The sequence below is a fragment of the Yersinia proxima genome (genome assembly GCF_902170785.1).
Classification (GTDB): Bacteria; Pseudomonadota; Gammaproteobacteria; order Enterobacterales; family Enterobacteriaceae; genus Yersinia; species Yersinia proxima.
The window spans coordinates 318,107-332,982 of record NZ_CABHYG010000011.1 but is presented as its reverse complement, the minus strand read 5'-3'; the positions used below and the strand labels follow the sequence as shown (position 1 = coordinate 332,982).

The following is a 14,876-nucleotide window of genomic DNA, read 5'->3' as shown; positions in this document are numbered from 1 at the left end:
TAGTTGTGGCCTTATTTGTAGCGATGGTAGGCGGCGCAAGCCCCTTCGGAGGAAACCATCAGCGCCCCAAATGCATTATCTGGCGTGCATTCGCCACCAAACAGCGGGCATTGATCCGGTTTGCAACGGCCGGTCAATACATCGCCGCAACGGGATCGCGGATCATCGGCCACTTGCTGCTGCTGCGGGGTGAAGCGCCGCTCAGCATCAAACGCCTGATAAGCCGGGCTAAGCTGTACACCGGAATCGGCGATTTCACCCAATCCACGCCACTCGCTGCGCTCTTTGGTTGCAAATACCTCGGTCAGCGCCTGTTGCGCTAGCAGGTTGCCGCTGTCGGGCACAATGCGCCGATATTGATTTTCCACCGCACAACGCCCACTGACCATCTGCTCCAGCAGCATCACCAGCCCCTGCAAAATATCCAGCGGCTCAAAGCCGGTGACCACCAGCGGTTTATTGAATTGGCTGCATATAAAGTCGTATGGCGTAGTGCCAATCACCATGCTGACATGGCCGGGTGCAAGGAAACCGTCAATGCGCACATCGGGTTGTTGTAGCAGGCTGCGCAAGGTAGGAATGATAGTGATGTGCTGGCAGAACACGGTGAAGTTGGTCAACCCCAGCCGTTTGGCTTGTTGCAGTGTTAAGGCGGTAGCAGGCATGGTGGTTTCAAAACCGAGGCCGAAAAATACCACTTCGCGATCAGGATGGTGCTGTGCCAACGTCAGGGCATCCAGCGGCGAGTAAACCACACGGATATCTGCCCCGCGCCGCTTGGCATCCAGCATTGAGCCATTGCGCCCCGGCACCCGCATAGCGTCGCCGTAAGTGCAGAAAATCACCTGTGGGTGAGCGGCAATTTCCAAACAACTGTCGATACGGCCCATCGGCAATACACACACCGGGCAACCCGGCCCGTGAACAAATTCCAAACCCTCTGGCAGCAGTTGATCCAGACCAAATTTGAAGATCGCGTGCGTGTGGCCGCCACACACTTCCATAATTTGCAGCGGCAAACGTTGTTGATCGGCAAGTTGTGGCAGTAAGTTTTCGATCCGCTGTAATAATGCACTGACCAGTGCCGGATCGCGGAATTCATCAACGTAGCGCATCATTAGCCTCGCTGGCGACATCATCCAGATCCAGCCCAACGGCTTGCATATGGGCTAATGCCGCCAGTGTTTGCTGGGCTTCTTCTTCATCAAGCAAGCTCATAGCAAACCCGACATGCACCAATACCCATTGGCCGAGCAGGTCAGACGGTGACTCGTCGCACACCAACGCGATATTGATTTCACGTTTGACACCGCTCACTTCCACCCATGCCAGTTGATGGATATCTTCCCCCACCGCGACTATTTTGCCGGGTACGCCTAAGCACATCGCTGTGCCTCCAGCCATTCAAGCCACATATCCATTCCCTCGCCACTACTGGCTGACAGCGCAATCACCTGAATGTCAGGATTTACCTGACGGGCATAATTAATGCACTGCTCAATATCAAAATCCAGATAGGGTAACAGGTCGATTTTATTAATGATCATCAGTGTGGAAGCGGCAAACATATGAGGATATTTCAGCGGCTTATCTTCGCCTTCCGTTACCGAAAGCACCGCTACTTTGTGCCGTTCGCCAAGGTCAAAGCTGGCCGGACACACCAAATTACCAACGTTCTCAATAAATAACAGGCTGTCATTGCTGAGATTCAGGCGGTGCGCAGCATCATGTACCATCTGCGCATCCAGATGACAGCCTTTACCGGTATTGACCTGAATCGCCGGGACACCGGTGGCGCGAATGCGTTCAGCATCATGAGTCGTTTGCTGATCACCTTCAATCACCGCGCAAGGCACTTGCCCAGCCAGCAGCTGCAAAGTGGTGGTCAACAGCGTGGTTTTGCCGGAACCGGGGCTGGAAACCAAATTCAGCGCCAGAATATGTTGCTCGACAAAATGCTCACGGTTATGGCTGGCTAACTGATTATTTTTGCTCAGTACATCTTGCTCGATTTGCAACAAACGGCGCTGCCCCATGCCCGGCGCATGGCTACCAGCTTCACCCTGCCCATAATGCAGCCCTTGCTGGTCAGCATGAACTTGCGGGGTGAAAGGCTCAGCGGCGGGGGCATCGGTGTCATCGGGTTCGATGCCCTCAGATTCAATGGCTGTCATCGGCTCTGGCGCTTTGCCATGATAGTGATGGTGAACATCGCCCTGATGGTAATAGTAGTGGTGGTGAACAATCACCGGTTGTGTCCCCTTGGCAACATATTTGTGTTTATGTTTATGCTGAATCTTTTGCGTCGGGGCATCACTTTCATGTTGGTCATGGTGGTGATGATCGTGATGGTGGCCGTCATCGTGATGATGATGGTGGTGATCGTCATGGTGGTCGTGGTGGTGATCATCATGTTGATGATTGTCGTCGCCCTCGATCTTTCTCTCACCGCTGGCGCAACCACAAGTCGTACACATAGGAATTCACTCCTTCAGAATTATTCCACTTCTATCTGTTTCACCTGCAAATTGCTGCCACTCTCTACTTGCAGAGCATGGCTGCCGCAATGCGGGCACCCGGCATCATGCCGTTCAATGGCAACACTGTTGCTGCATTCCCAACACCAGGCCACTGCGGGCAAGTAGCTGAGATGCAATTGGCAATTTGCTGCCAGTGTTTGGCGGCTGGCGGCCTCAAAACTGAAGCGTAAGGCACTCTCTTCAATACAGGAGAGCGCGCCAATTTCCAGCCAGACCGCGGTTATCCGCGTGGCACCATTAAGCCGCGCCTGTTTTTCAATCAGCTCCAGCGTGCTGAGACACAAACTGATTTCATGCATGCTGATTCTTTATTTGGCTAACTTTGTTAAACAACGCCCGCCGCCGTGGGTTGGCGGGGGCATCGGTATCCACTACCGGCAGTGAGAGCGCCATACGCGCACTTTGCTCCGCCAGTTGTAACGCCCGTTCAGCACTGAGCGAGGTGTCCAGCGGTGACATCAATGAGCGGCTCAAATACTGGCCGCAACCAGCAATTTCACTAACAGTAAAACCAATAGTGCCGCAAGGAAGTGCCAGCATCAGCCGCTCCCCCACTGCACGACGTTGCCAGCTCTGCTGCGGTCCCGGTAATACCACTAAACTCAGCATCCACGGGGTCAATAACGCGCCGATCCATTGCTGCTCAAATAACTGAAATCCGCAGGCGCGCAGCGGAATGTGGTCACGGTAAAAGGGTAAGCCGTGCATTTCATCGGCAGCCACCTGGCCGAAAACCTGTTCCAGCAATGCCGTTGGGTTTTGTTCATGACCGGCAATGACATCAAACATGACTTTCTTCTCGTGCCTTGAGGGTGATCCCACTGGCCTGTAATGCTGCCAGAATCTGTTCCAGCGCTGGCTCTATGGCCCGCGTGACCGTTGGCGTCAGGCCGATATTCGGTGCCAGTGATTCGGGCACCACCCCCACCAGAGTGAGCTGGCGCGGGAACTCATCGGTCAATTGCAGAGCCATCAGCACATCACATAACCCCAACTGATGCGGTGACACTTTGCGGCTAAACATCGCCGGGATCTCTTTATCACGCAGCACCGCAACACTGCCCGGTGGTTGCCCGGTCAGCACCGCATCAGCCACAATCAAATGCTCGCGATTCGCCATAGCGTCCATCAGTTCCAGCCCAGCCGTGCCACCATCCAGCACGTCAAGCTCCGGTGGGATGTGAAAGCGCTGCTCCAGCGCTTCAACAATTCGCACACCGACAGCTTCATCGCTGAGTAATAAATTGCCTATACCTAATACCAAAATCCCCATCACAGCACCTTGACTTTGGTCACTTCGTTGCCCGTTGTATCAACAATATGTACAGCACAGGACATACACGGGTCGAATGAGTGAATGGTCCGCACCACTTCGAGTGGTTTGGCAGGATCGGCAACCGGTGTCCCCACCAGCGCTTGCTCGTATGGCCCCGGCTCATCGTTATAATTGCGTGGGCCAGCATTCCAGGTTGATGGCACCACCGCCTGATAGTTGGCGATTTTGCCATCCTTGATAACTACCCAGTGCGACAACATGCCGCGCGGCGCTTCTTCAAAACCCACACCACGGATTTCGCCATTCAAAGGAATATCTGGCTTGATAAAGGTTTCGACATCACCAGTACCAATATTGGTGACCAGTGCCGTCCATTGCTGGGCCAGGGTTTCATGCAGCACACAGCAATGCACCGCACGGCCAATAATGCGCCCCAGAGTCGATGGCAACTGTTCGGCGGTAATGGCCTGCCCGCTCAGTTTTTGGTAAGCCGCACCGATGTCAGTGAAATGCTGTTTCGTCGGCGCATGTCCGGCGGCCAGCCCGCACATCAGCCACGCCAACGGCCCCACCTCCACCGTCTTACCGTAGAAAGTGGGCGCTTTTACCCACGAATATTTGCCATCTTCCTGCCAGCCGGTGTAATTCGGGTTGGTTTTCCCCTCCCACGGTGCCAGCGGTTCGTCGTCCTGATACCAGGCGTGTTTGCCGCTCTCGGCAATACCTTTGATCAAGTACGGATCGTTGTGATTGGCAATCGGGCGGAAAGACCCCTTTTCCAGATATCCCCCCGGCAACAGGAAGTTTTCCCCTTTACGATCGGTTGGCAGCTCCGGCACGCTAAGGTAGTAATCCGCCCCTTTGCCCAGATTGAGCCAGTTCGGATAGTGAGCAGCGATCACCGCGGTATCGACCTTATAAACCTGCTCAATAAAGCTGCCCAACCGGTCAATAAAAGATTTCACCAACATTAGGCGTTCCAGATTGAGCACACTTGGCATATCCAGATTAATGGGGTTGGCAACCCCGCCCACTGCCAGATTCTGAATATGCGGTGTTTTACCGCCGAGCACCGCCACTATACGGTTAGCATCGCGCTGGCACTCCAGCGCTTGCAGATAATGTGCCACCGCAATCAAATTGACCTCTGGCGGCAATGCCATCGCCGGATGGCCCCAATAGCCGTTGGCAAAAATACCTAACTGCCCACTGGCGACCAAATCTTTGATTTTCTGCTGCACGCGGGTGAACTCTTCAGCACTGTTCAACGGCCAACTGGACAACCCACTCAGCATCGCGGCCGCCTTTTGCGGTGAGGCTTGCAGCGCCGAGGTGACATCCACCCAATCCAGTGCCGAGAGTTGATAGAAATGCACAATATGGTCATGAATGCTGTGTGCGGCCAGAATCAAGTTACGGATATGCTGAGCATTAACCGGCACTTCCATCCCTAATGCATTTTCCACCGCCCGCACTGAAGCAATGGCGTGAATGGTGGTACAGACGCCGCAAATGCGCTGCACAATCATCCAGGCATCGCGCGGGTCATTGCCTTGTAAAATTTCTTCCATGCCACGCCACATGGTGCCGGAGGACCAGGCTTTAATGACTTTGCCGTCCTCAATTTCGCAGTCGATCCGTAAGTGCCCCTCAATACGGGTGACGGGATCAATGGTGATGCGTTGGCTCATGCTTTACCTCTGTCTGATTATTCTTATGTAACTGTCCGTGAGCAGGAAGCACCGGCAACAGTCGAATCAATAAAATGTAAGCACAGACCTCAATGGCAACGAAGCCGATGGAGATCAGGATTTCACTGGTGGTGGGAAAGTAGTTATAGCCGCCGCCGGGGTTGAAGGCTAAGAGTGAGTAATTGAGCCGCCACAGCGCTCCACCACTTATCATGCACAGCGCCCCGATAAACAGTAACCGGCTATCTTCTCTGGCCCGCCGAATACGGAAGATCAGTAGTGGCAAAGCCATCAGGACAATTTCAGCCCAGAAAGCGATGGCATAGCGGTCAAAATGCCACAGGTATTCCGTCTTATGGCGCACCATAACTTCACCGAGACGTAGCAGGATAAACAGCAGTAAAAAGACGTCGATGATGGTGGTTAATCGTGTGAATAATGGCGCTTCATTGGCTCCCCGTCCCCGTAATCCGGCCTGTACCAGCGAGCCTTCGAAAATAACAATCGAGAAGCCCAAAATGGCGGCGGTTAACAAGGAGAATAGTGGCAACATCTCGTAGCTTTGCCATAACGGATGGATCTTGGCACCGGCGGCGATCATTAATGATCCCATTGAAGACTGATGCATGGTCGGCAGCAGCGCACCGAGCGCGATAACAAAAAACATCACTTTGTTCAGCCGCTTCAGCGAAACTTTCCACCCCAACCGTTCAAACAGCGCCGGAGCAAACTCCACGGCCATCACGCCGATATAAATGGTCATACAGACGGCGGTTTCGAATAGCACCGAATTGACGTTGAAATGGCCGGGAATAAAGAAGTAAGGCAAGTTCCAGTAACGACCCACATCGATGGTGATGGAAAGCCCACCGAGCGCGTAACCAAACAAACTGGCGAGTAGCGCCGGGCGCACCAGCGGGTGATATTCGCCCCGATTGAATACGTAAACCGCCCAGGCCAATGCCCAACCGCCGCACGCCAAACCGGTGCCGACCAGTAAGTCGAAAGCTATCCAGATCCCCCACGGGAAGCCGCCATTCAAGTCACTGACCGACCCCAAGCCCAGCACCAAACGTTTGACAATCAACAGTGCGCACAGCACGACAAAAGGCGCTAGCAGCATTACCGGCCAACTGACCAGCCGCCCACCCAGTGGGCTGGATTTATGCATCGTCATCATGGCCGTCCTTTTTATCGTGCTGGTCAGTATCGCTGTCTTGGCGCTCATCACGGGTATTGCGATGCACCAACGCGGTAACCCCCGCCAATACCGCCAGCGGCAGGATCATGCCTTTGTACAAGGTGTGCTGGACATGCTCAGAACGCGCGCCAGTCGCCAGTTCTGCCAGAGGGGGTAAATCAAGTTTCTCGGTCGGAATACCAGCCAGCACCAATACCTGAGTGCCGCCGCCCTCTTTCTCGCCATAAACATGCGGGTCATAGTGGGCAACCGGATGCTCGTAGGTGTCATTGGCGCTGAGTGTTTGGCGCGGGAAGCGGTAATTCTCGCCCGGTTTTAGCGTCAACCGCCGTTGTGCTTCTGACAGCAATTCTTCGCGGGTACCAAATATCACCGCTCCAGTCGGACAGACCTCGACACAGCCGGGTAAGCCGCCTTTATCAAGCCGCTCGACGCCCTTCTGGTTGCACAATTCACATTTATGAATCTTGCCAAACGGGTTGTGATAATCGTATTTCGGCACATTGAACGGGCAGCCGACCATGCAGTAGCGGCAGCCGGTGCAGACATCCGGGTCATAGTGAACAATGCCGGTTTTAGCATCTTTGCGCAGCGCACTAACCGGGCAGACGGAAACACAGTTTGGATCAACGCAGTGCATGCATTGCTTTTTGATATAGGCGTAGCCGTCTTCCAATTGATCTTTATGAATGCCCGCGCCGCTGGTCCAGACCTGAATGATATTGTTGGTGTAGGGGCTGAGTTTGTCGTTATCCGCCCAAAGGGCGTCACCACTGGCATAGATCTCACTGTGGTTGACCTGCTGACATTTGCTCACGCAGGCCTGACAACCAACACATAACGTGGAGTCATACAACATGCCCAGCGCACCGGGGATCGGTGGCCGATTTTGTACCTCAGCTTTGCTGCTGGGGGAAAGCCCCGCCAACAGCACGCCGCCGGAGGCTAGTTTGAAAAAGTGACGTCGATTCACGGCTATTCCTCCCGCGATGAGTGATCGTCATCTTTGCGGCGCTGCTTCTGTTGCCGCCCCAGTTCACGTACCGTCATCAGGCTGACACCGGCGACCAATCCCACCACGCCGCCCAGTAGTGCCGTCGCGGTCGTCGAAATCTCGCCGCCTTCCGGATTATGAATCAGAGGTTTTTCAGCACGCGGTGTCGGGTTCTCAACATTCGCCAGTTGGGCGATGCCTTTAGTGAAACCAATCCCTTCTTCATTACAGCCATAGCAAGGGTGCCCAATCCCCACCGGCCAAATCCCGCCGCCAACATCGCAGAACTCCAGTGTCGGGCAGTTACCGTAGGTCTCCGGCCCTTTGCAGCCGAGATGATAAAGGCACCAGCCCTGCCGATGACCTTCATCGCCAAACTGACGGGCAAAACGGCCCGCATCAAAGTGTGGTCGGCGCTCGCAGTTTTCATGGATCAAGCGGCCATAAGCAAAGGTCGGACGGTTTTTGCTGTCCAATGCCGGTGCCCGCCCGAAGGTAATGATATGAGCCACTGTTGCCAGAAAATTATGAGGATTGGGTGGACAGCCGGGGATATTTATCACGGTTTTACCCGGTAGCGCCGCTTGCAAACTCACCGCGCCAGTTGGGTTACCGCCGGTCGCTGGCACACCGCCCCAGGCGGAACAGGAACCAATAGCAATAATCGCCGCCGCATGTTCTGCTGCTTCACGGATATGCTCAACAATCGGTTTACCCGCCACCATGCAGTAAATTCCACCGTCTTTCAGTGGAATCGACCCATCCACCACCAGCACATATTTCCCTTTGTACTGCTCGATGGCCCGGTGTTTATTCTCCTCCGCTTGCTCACCAAAAGCGGCAGAGAGCACTTCGTGATACTCCATCGAGATAACACTCAACAGCAGGTTCTCAATGGTCGGGTGAGTTGAACGTAACAGTGATTCAGTACAACCGGTACACTCCTGAGCGCCAATCCAGATAACCGGTGGACGCTGGGGTGAACTGACGGTGTTGGCAATTTCAGCGGCAGCCTTGCTGCTGAGACCCATGGTGGCCGCCAATGCGGCACAGAGCTTCATAAAATCACGACGGTTAACGCCATGCTGGGAAAGCATGTTTTTTTCCCCTGTATTATTATTCTATTGTTCACATACCCGATATTAACAATGGGTATATCCCCATAAAAAACGTGGCTTTCTGTTAATAGTTTGTAACTCTGCAACTTTAATTAAGTTGATCTTTATCAATGGAAATTGATTGAATGTGGATGGGGGAAATATCTGTGAACTAAAACCGTTTCAGCAACTATTTCATTTGCCAGAAATTTAAAAATCTGTCAGGTAGCAATATGACGCGGGTTAATACAATTGAATATCATTAGGCTCAAAAGGGCGATTCGCTATAATGAATTTAATTAATTATTAGTTTTTTTAGTTACTTAACTAGAAACAAAAATTTCACTTTCATAAAAAATGAAATGAGAAAAATTCGTAAATATAAATCTGACCTAGCAATTTATAATTAATTTAACAGCGACACTAATATGAATTGTTAAATCTGGCGGCCATAAGATTTTTATCAATTTCATTCAGTTTGAAGATTTGTTACCGGTGTTTTTACCCTTTTTAGCCGCACATCTTAATGTTACAAAACGGATCATCATGGGATAACGGCTGAAATATAATGAGTTAATTATGTATTTTGTGCATGAATCAATTTATGGCAAAGCAAGTCGTGCTATGATTAATTTACCGGTCACTATTCAACCGGTTATGTGATAAATGTTATCTGGCAACAACTTTAACCAGGAAGGGTCTCTATGATTAAGCCACTCATTGCTGTTGCTATCGCCGTTGCCACACTCAGTGGTTGCGCCAATAATAATACTCTTTCAGGCGACACATTCAGCAGTTCTCAAGCCGGTCAGGCTCAGGCCGTCAGTTACGGGACTCTGGTTTCGGTACGCCCGGTCACGATTCAGGGTGGAGATGGCAATAATATTGCCGGTGCCGTTGGCGGCGCGGTGGTCGGCGGATTCCTCGGTAATACCATTGGTGGCGGAACAGGCCGACGCCTCGGGACAGCAGCTGGGGCGGTTGCGGGTGGGGTTGTTGGTCAACAAGTCCAGAGCATGATGAACCGCAATAGTGGAGTCGAATTGGAAGTGCGCCGTGATAACGGAACGACCTTCCTGGTAGTTCAGGCTCAAGGAGTAACGCAGTTCCAGCCGGGTCAACGGGTGACTATTGCGACGCACGGCAATACGGTCACTATTACGCCGCGCTAAATATCCACCATGTTTCAAATTATAGGGAGGGTTAGCAACCTCCCTTACCACTGAATCATTTGAGTATCTAACACATTTATTTCACCATCATCGCCATCGCCGCTGACAATACCTAACTCCAGCTGCAAATAGCGCTCAGATTTATTATCATCCAGAGTAATAACCATATTCTTAAGTTCTACGAATTGAACTGCTGTATCGCCACGAACCAAAGATTTACTGGCGATCATTAACTCGCGGTTTAACTTCATCCAGAGCGGATTAGCACTAAATAACATTATGCTGACTGAAATAATTAACAATATAAACAATCCTATCCATAGAGAAGATATTACTTTTTTACTATCCATTTTTAGTCCTTGATACCGTTATTAGAATCATCACTTCCTGTGTTTTTCCAATACACAATGACACTCAATTAATTGATTTTATTAATAATTTAAACATAGATGCAAGATACCCTGTTCAATAGAGAAATTGATAAGTAATTAATCGCTAAAATACGCCTATAGCCGGTATCACAAGTGACTTTGACGAGATTCCCCAGTTTATTAAAGACGCTTCCCACAATCATGATTTACCCTTCACCAAGGGTAAGCACCTTTTATCCCTGATGATGAAAAATATTAACGCGTCTATTTAACTGGGGTCGTCCAAAAACAATATGAAAAACTACATATATATCGTTAATCATTGGTCAATTGACTTGACCTCAGGTTTTATTACTCACCAAATAACGCAAGAACAAAAACGCTTGGGTGAGTATCAGCTAAAACTCATCACAGTATTACTGGAACATGCCGGTGAAGTTTTGTCTCGTGAGAAATTAACCCATCTTGTATGGCAGGACAGGGTTATTGGTGATAACAGTCTGCCTAATGCCATTCACACTTTACGAGTGGCTCTGGGTGACAGAAATAAACAGCGGCGCATTATTAAAACCATCCCCAAAATGGGCTATCTAATAGATCCCACATTTTGCAAAACGATTGGCGAAAAAACCGAGATTGAACCTGATAAACCCAAAACAGAACAAACTTTAATGACGCAAGCTATAGCCATTGTGCCGGTTCATCACGCACCAATATCAACACCAAGTGAAATCATGCAGCCAAGAGACATATTCAATAGTAAGCGCCTGTCTGCCAGTTTGTTATTAATTATCATGATTATTTCTGGTCTTGGCTATTGGGTACTATAACTGCATCAAGCACCTAACTATCTGTATTAGTTTGTTTTTATTATAATACTTATGTTCAATAAATATTTTAGGTGTTAAAAAAACCACTGAAATTACGTAAGTTGGTATCTTTATTGATAATACAATGACTATATCCTGATAAATCAAAATAAATAAATTAAAAAAAAATTAAAAGATTAATATAATAAAATCAAAAGAAAACACCCCGTCAGCGTCTTGCTAACAGGGTGGGAATAATTTTAATTAATATTATTAAGCAGCCTGCGTATTATCCGACAAAGAAAAAACGGCAACCGCTTCCGTCAATTGACGTGCCTGTTCTTCTAAAGAAGCCGCGGCGGCGGCAGACTCTTGTACCAATGAGGCATTTTGCTGCGTGACACCATCCATTTCTGCAACCGCCTGACCAATTTGGCTAATCCCACGGCTTTGCTCATCAGAAGCAGAAGCAATTTCCCCCATAATATCAGTCACATTTGTCACTGCCTGGACAATACTGTTCATGGTTTCCCCTGCTTTCGAGACTTGCTGCGACCCCATATTTACTCGGGATACCGACTCACTGATAAGCCCTTCAATTTCCTTAGCAGCCTGTGCACTGCGTTGTGCTAAATTGCGGACTTCGCTTGCGACCACAGCAAAACCACGCCCTTGTTCACCGGCGCGTGCTGCTTCAACCGCCGCGTTTAATGCCAGGATATTAGTTTGGAATGCGATGCTGTTTATCACGCCGATAATATCGGCGATGCGGCGTGAGCTTTCGGTAATGCTGCTCATGGTCGCAACGACATCATTAACAATGCGCCCCCCATTTTGGGCTGTTGTAGAAGCATTCTCTGCTAATTTACTGGCTTGATGGGCATTCTCGGCATTCTGTTTCACCGTCGCATTTAACTGTTCCATGCTGGCTGCGGTTTCTTCTAATGCCGCAGCTTGTTGCTCGGTACGCGAAGAGAGGTCGGCATTTCCTGCGGCTATTTCACCCGCACCGGTATATATCGCATCAGTACTATTACGAATAGTTGATACCGTATTGACCAAACTATTTTGCATCTCACGTAAATAAGGAATCAATTGTCCAACACAGTTACGACCAAACTCAGCCATAGGCCTGCCTAACTGCCCCTGCGCTAATCGGCTAAAATGTAACTTAATTGAATCCAGTGGACGCACCAAATAGCTGACAATATAGCGATCAGTTAATACCAGAATAATAATACCGGCGATTAATGCCCCCAGTAGCGCACGCACACACCATGTAACCAGGGTTTCAACCCGGAGGCTAGCCGCCTCTGTTGATTGATCCACTGCCGAATTGTATTTCTCGATAGTGGCACCGAATTCACGACTGAATTGCGGATATTCAGTGTTAAACAAGCGATTATAGTCTGCAAAACGGCTCTCACTGACCGCCTTAAACATAGGTTCAATCCCTTTATCCAAGAGTATTGACCAACTTTGAATAGTTTTTTCCGCCAGTAACGGTTCCATCCCCTCATGAGATTGCAGCTTAAATTTCTGCAATGCTTCTTGTGTATTTTTCAGGGCGACGCCTGCCGAGGCCAATTCACGATCAGCATCGGCAATAGCTCCACTTTGACGATAAGCTGCAGCACGATTTAAACGAGTGACCACACGAAAATACTGGTCATTACCCCGATTAATAATATTAACGCTTTTCTGTTGGCTTGAACTCAGGTGTAAGGAATGAGTTAATTGGTTAAGTGAAAATAATGTGAAAGTGGAAACACCTCCCCATAGCAACAAAAATATAACAAGAATAGATAATAACGCCATCCTGATGGTGATATGTTTTAGAAAAGTCACGGGAATACCCCTGTGTTTTATTTTTTTAGTTTATTTCCTTGAGATTTCAAGGTGTTTATCGCTGATAATTTACGCAGGGAAAAGGCTAATTATCAGGATTAAGCAGTAAAATAGCATAAAACCAATACAAAAGATCAAGATCACCGATCAATAATAACTAACCAATTGATTTCACCTATTAAAATGTAAATGATCATCGTTTATTTTTATTTAAAAATCATTAACAAATTTCAGTGTTTTGCACAAAATATGTGTTTATTTTGAATATAAATACAGCATCGTTCTTTTGATTAAATTAAAAAATCATAAGCAAACAAATTAATTTAATTACAGATAGGTTATTACTCATTTTTGCACTGACAGAATTAAATATTTTATTAAACAAGATTTGGCGCGATAAATAAAATACTAACAAAAATTCATATCAAACCATCAGGCACGATATACAGAAAAATTAATCTATTTATTCAAATCGTTTTGTGTGATGTTTTTTTGAGCAAGAAAATAGGACCAGAGGAATAACCATTTTATTCATTCAGATGCGATTAGACATATCACATCGCATCTGGTCGCCTGGCCCCAACACTTGGGCAAGCCACACAGAGTCTGTGATTATTAATCACGTATAAATGATAATAATAATTACTACTATTCATTTTTGGCGTGCTAAATTACGACTTATTTTCAAACAATATGAGCAGACAGTGATATGTTCCGTTACCCACATGCTATCCAATCCCAAGGATTGCGTTTATGGCTGGCCGGACTGGCTTGCCTGAGTCTGATATTCAGCTTATCCGCTTGCAAACCTGCGGAAGAAAAACACACTTCGCCAACAGACAATAAGCCAGCAGCATGGACTCGTACCGTAGAAACGGCGAAAGGCCCGGTGACACTGACCCAGCAACCAAAGCGGATTGTTTCCACCAGCATCACTATCACCGGAACCTTGCTGGCTATCAACGCTCCAGTCATTGCCAGTGGTGCGACCGTGCCTGATACCACCGTGGCTGATAATCAAGGTTTCTTTACCCAATGGTCAGAGGTTGCCCAAGCTAAAAAACTGGTGCCGATATACCAGACAGAGCCGAATGCGGAAGCTGTCGCGGGAATGAATCCAGATTTAATTATTATTTCTGCCACTGGCGGAGATTCGGCGTTGAAGTTGTATGAGCAGTTGTCGGTTATCGCCCCAACATTGGTGATTAATTATGATGACAAGAGTTGGCAAGAGCTGGCGGTTTTGCTTGGGCAGGCGACAGGGCATGAGGCCGATGCGCAGCAAGTCATTGCAACATTCACTCATCGACTCAATGAGGTAAAGCAGAACATTACGCTGCCACCACAACCCACCTCAGCCTTTGTCTATCAAGCGGCAGACAGTACCGCCAATTTGTGGACTGAAAATTCGGCGCAGGGAAAATTGTTGCAGGAATTAGGCTTCACACTGGCTCAGATTCCTGATGCTGTGAAAGGCAATACCAGTATGGGGCACCGCAAAGACATTATTCAACTGGGTGGAGAGAAGCTGGCCGAGGGCCTGAATGGCGAGACTATTTTACTGTTTTCCGGCGATCAACCAGCAATTGACGCATTGAAAAGTAATAAGTTTTTGGCTCATACCCCCGCAATTGAACACAATCGAGTGTATGCCGCAGGCTATGATACCTTCCGATTGGATTACTACAGTGCGAGTAAATTGTTAGCACGGCTTGAGGAAATGTTTAAGGCTAAGTCTTAATCATCTTAAAGCAGGGCGATAAAGAGAATATTAATCTTACTTAGCATGGGGTTTTACCCATGCATTCTCATAATAAGTCGTGTTAACATATATTAGAAAATAATAATGATAATCAAAACGATAACCATTTATAAAC

14 protein-coding genes and 1 pseudogene are annotated in these 14,876 nt (G+C 48.8%); 3 read left to right on the top strand and 12 right to left on the bottom strand.

The window, feature by feature from the left end:
* Nucleotides 1-11 precede the first annotated feature (11 nt).
* Genes hypD through hybO form a run of 10 tightly spaced genes read right to left on the bottom strand, consistent with a single transcriptional unit; the run spans nucleotide 12 to nucleotide 8,799 of the window.
* A complete protein-coding gene (hypD, locus tag FTB31_RS10435) occupies nucleotides 12-1,115 on the bottom strand; it encodes a hydrogenase formation protein HypD (RefSeq protein WP_227731357.1) in 1,104 nt (367 codons plus the stop codon).
* Complete coding sequence (gene hybG, locus FTB31_RS10430) at nucleotides 1,102-1,386, bottom strand: hydrogenase maturation factor HybG (protein WP_005173940.1); 285 nt, start codon at nucleotides 1,384-1,386, stop codon at nucleotides 1,102-1,104. The genes hypD and hybG overlap by 14 nt, the downstream gene beginning before the upstream one ends.
* The gene (gene hypB, locus FTB31_RS10425) at nucleotides 1,377-2,477 is read right to left on the bottom strand and encodes a hydrogenase nickel incorporation protein HypB (protein WP_077175160.1); all 1,101 of its coding nucleotides are present in this window, start codon (nucleotides 2,475-2,477) and stop codon (nucleotides 1,377-1,379) included. Before hypB ends, hybG begins: the two co-directional genes overlap by 10 nt.
* Before the next feature lie 20 nt (nucleotides 2,478-2,497).
* Nucleotides 2,498-2,839, bottom strand: a complete 342-nt coding sequence (gene hypA, locus FTB31_RS10420; RefSeq protein ID WP_050077154.1) for a hydrogenase maturation nickel metallochaperone HypA — start codon at nucleotides 2,837-2,839, stop codon at nucleotides 2,498-2,500.
* Complete coding sequence (hybE, locus tag FTB31_RS10415; protein WP_077175161.1) at nucleotides 2,832-3,329, bottom strand: hydrogenase-2 assembly chaperone; 498 nt, start codon at nucleotides 3,327-3,329, stop codon at nucleotides 2,832-2,834. The genes hypA and hybE overlap by 8 nt, the downstream gene beginning before the upstream one ends.
* Complete coding sequence (locus FTB31_RS10410; RefSeq protein ID WP_050077152.1) at nucleotides 3,322-3,813, bottom strand: HyaD/HybD family hydrogenase maturation endopeptidase; 492 nt, start codon at nucleotides 3,811-3,813, stop codon at nucleotides 3,322-3,324. The genes hybE and FTB31_RS10410 overlap by 8 nt, the downstream gene beginning before the upstream one ends.
* The gene (gene hybC, locus FTB31_RS10405) at nucleotides 3,813-5,507 is read right to left on the bottom strand and encodes a hydrogenase 2 large subunit (protein ID WP_077175162.1); all 1,695 of its coding nucleotides are present in this window, start codon (nucleotides 5,505-5,507) and stop codon (nucleotides 3,813-3,815) included. The genes FTB31_RS10410 and hybC overlap by 1 nt, the downstream gene beginning before the upstream one ends.
* Entirely contained in the window at nucleotides 5,485-6,684 is a 1,200-nt protein-coding gene (hybB, locus tag FTB31_RS10400) for a Ni/Fe-hydrogenase cytochrome b subunit (protein ID WP_174849976.1), read from the bottom strand. The genes hybC and hybB overlap by 23 nt, the downstream gene beginning before the upstream one ends.
* Complete coding sequence (gene hybA, locus FTB31_RS10395; RefSeq protein ID WP_077175163.1) at nucleotides 6,671-7,681, bottom strand: hydrogenase 2 operon protein HybA; 1,011 nt, start codon at nucleotides 7,679-7,681, stop codon at nucleotides 6,671-6,673. The genes hybB and hybA overlap by 14 nt, the downstream gene beginning before the upstream one ends.
* 2 nt (nucleotides 7,682-7,683) lie before the next feature.
* Entirely contained in the window at nucleotides 7,684-8,799 is a 1,116-nt protein-coding gene (gene hybO, locus FTB31_RS10390) for a hydrogenase 2 small subunit (protein ID WP_050077148.1), read from the bottom strand.
* 704 nt (nucleotides 8,800-9,503) lie between these two features.
* On the opposite strand from hybO, the gene FTB31_RS10385 reads away from it, so the two are divergent.
* Nucleotides 9,504-9,971, top strand: coding sequence for an outer membrane lipoprotein (locus FTB31_RS10385; RefSeq protein ID WP_005157253.1), 468 nt, complete (start codon nucleotides 9,504-9,506; stop codon nucleotides 9,969-9,971).
* Between the two features lie 44 nt (nucleotides 9,972-10,015).
* On the opposite strand, the gene FTB31_RS10380 is transcribed toward FTB31_RS10385, so the two are convergent.
* Entirely contained in the window at nucleotides 10,016-10,321 is a 306-nt protein-coding gene (locus FTB31_RS10380; RefSeq protein WP_175631742.1) for a hypothetical protein, read from the bottom strand.
* A gap of 314 nt (nucleotides 10,322-10,635) precedes the next feature.
* Between FTB31_RS10380 and FTB31_RS10375 the strand changes: the two are divergent.
* Nucleotides 10,636-10,963: pseudogene (locus tag FTB31_RS10375) on the top strand (winged helix-turn-helix domain-containing protein); the annotation flags it as partial.
* Between the two features lie 461 nt (nucleotides 10,964-11,424).
* Here the strand turns inward: FTB31_RS10375 and FTB31_RS10370 are convergent.
* Nucleotides 11,425-12,999 (bottom strand): methyl-accepting chemotaxis protein, encoded by a 1,575-nt coding sequence (locus FTB31_RS10370; protein ID WP_050077146.1) that lies wholly within the window; start codon nucleotides 12,997-12,999, stop codon nucleotides 11,425-11,427.
* A gap of 709 nt (nucleotides 13,000-13,708) precedes the next feature.
* Here FTB31_RS10370 and fepB point away from each other — a divergent pair.
* Nucleotides 13,709-14,740, top strand: a complete 1,032-nt coding sequence (gene fepB, locus FTB31_RS10365; RefSeq protein ID WP_050077145.1) for a Fe2+-enterobactin ABC transporter substrate-binding protein — start codon at nucleotides 13,709-13,711, stop codon at nucleotides 14,738-14,740.
* Nucleotides 14,741-14,876 lie beyond the last annotated feature (136 nt).

Coding starts and splice junctions, on each gene's coding strand:
- hypD (WP_227731357.1), bottom strand. CDS start 1,115: ATGCGCTACGTTGATGAATTCCGCGATCCGGCACTGGTCAGTGCATTA.
- hybG (WP_005173940.1), bottom strand. CDS start 1,386: ATGTGCTTAGGCGTACCCGGCAAAATAGTCGCGGTGGGGGAAGATATC.
- hypB (WP_077175160.1), bottom strand. CDS start 2,477: ATGTGTACGACTTGTGGTTGCGCCAGCGGTGAGAGAAAGATCGAGGGC.
- hypA (WP_050077154.1), bottom strand. CDS start 2,839: ATGCATGAAATCAGTTTGTGTCTCAGCACGCTGGAGCTGATTGAAAAA.
- hybE (WP_077175161.1), bottom strand. CDS start 3,329: ATGTTTGATGTCATTGCCGGTCATGAACAAAACCCAACGGCATTGCTG.
- FTB31_RS10410 (WP_050077152.1), bottom strand. CDS start 3,813: ATGGGGATTTTGGTATTAGGTATAGGCAATTTATTACTCAGCGATGAA.
- hybC (WP_077175162.1), bottom strand. CDS start 5,507: ATGAGCCAACGCATCACCATTGATCCCGTCACCCGTATTGAGGGGCAC.
- hybB (WP_174849976.1), bottom strand. CDS start 6,684: ATGACGATGCATAAATCCAGCCCACTGGGTGGGCGGCTGGTCAGTTGG.
- hybO (WP_050077148.1), bottom strand. CDS start 8,799: ATGCTTTCCCAGCATGGCGTTAACCGTCGTGATTTTATGAAGCTCTGT.
- FTB31_RS10385 (WP_005157253.1), top strand. CDS start 9,504: ATGATTAAGCCACTCATTGCTGTTGCTATCGCCGTTGCCACACTCAGT.
- FTB31_RS10380 (WP_175631742.1), bottom strand. CDS start 10,321: ATGGATAGTAAAAAAGTAATATCTTCTCTATGGATAGGATTGTTTATA.
- fepB (WP_050077145.1), top strand. CDS start 13,709: ATGTTCCGTTACCCACATGCTATCCAATCCCAAGGATTGCGTTTATGG.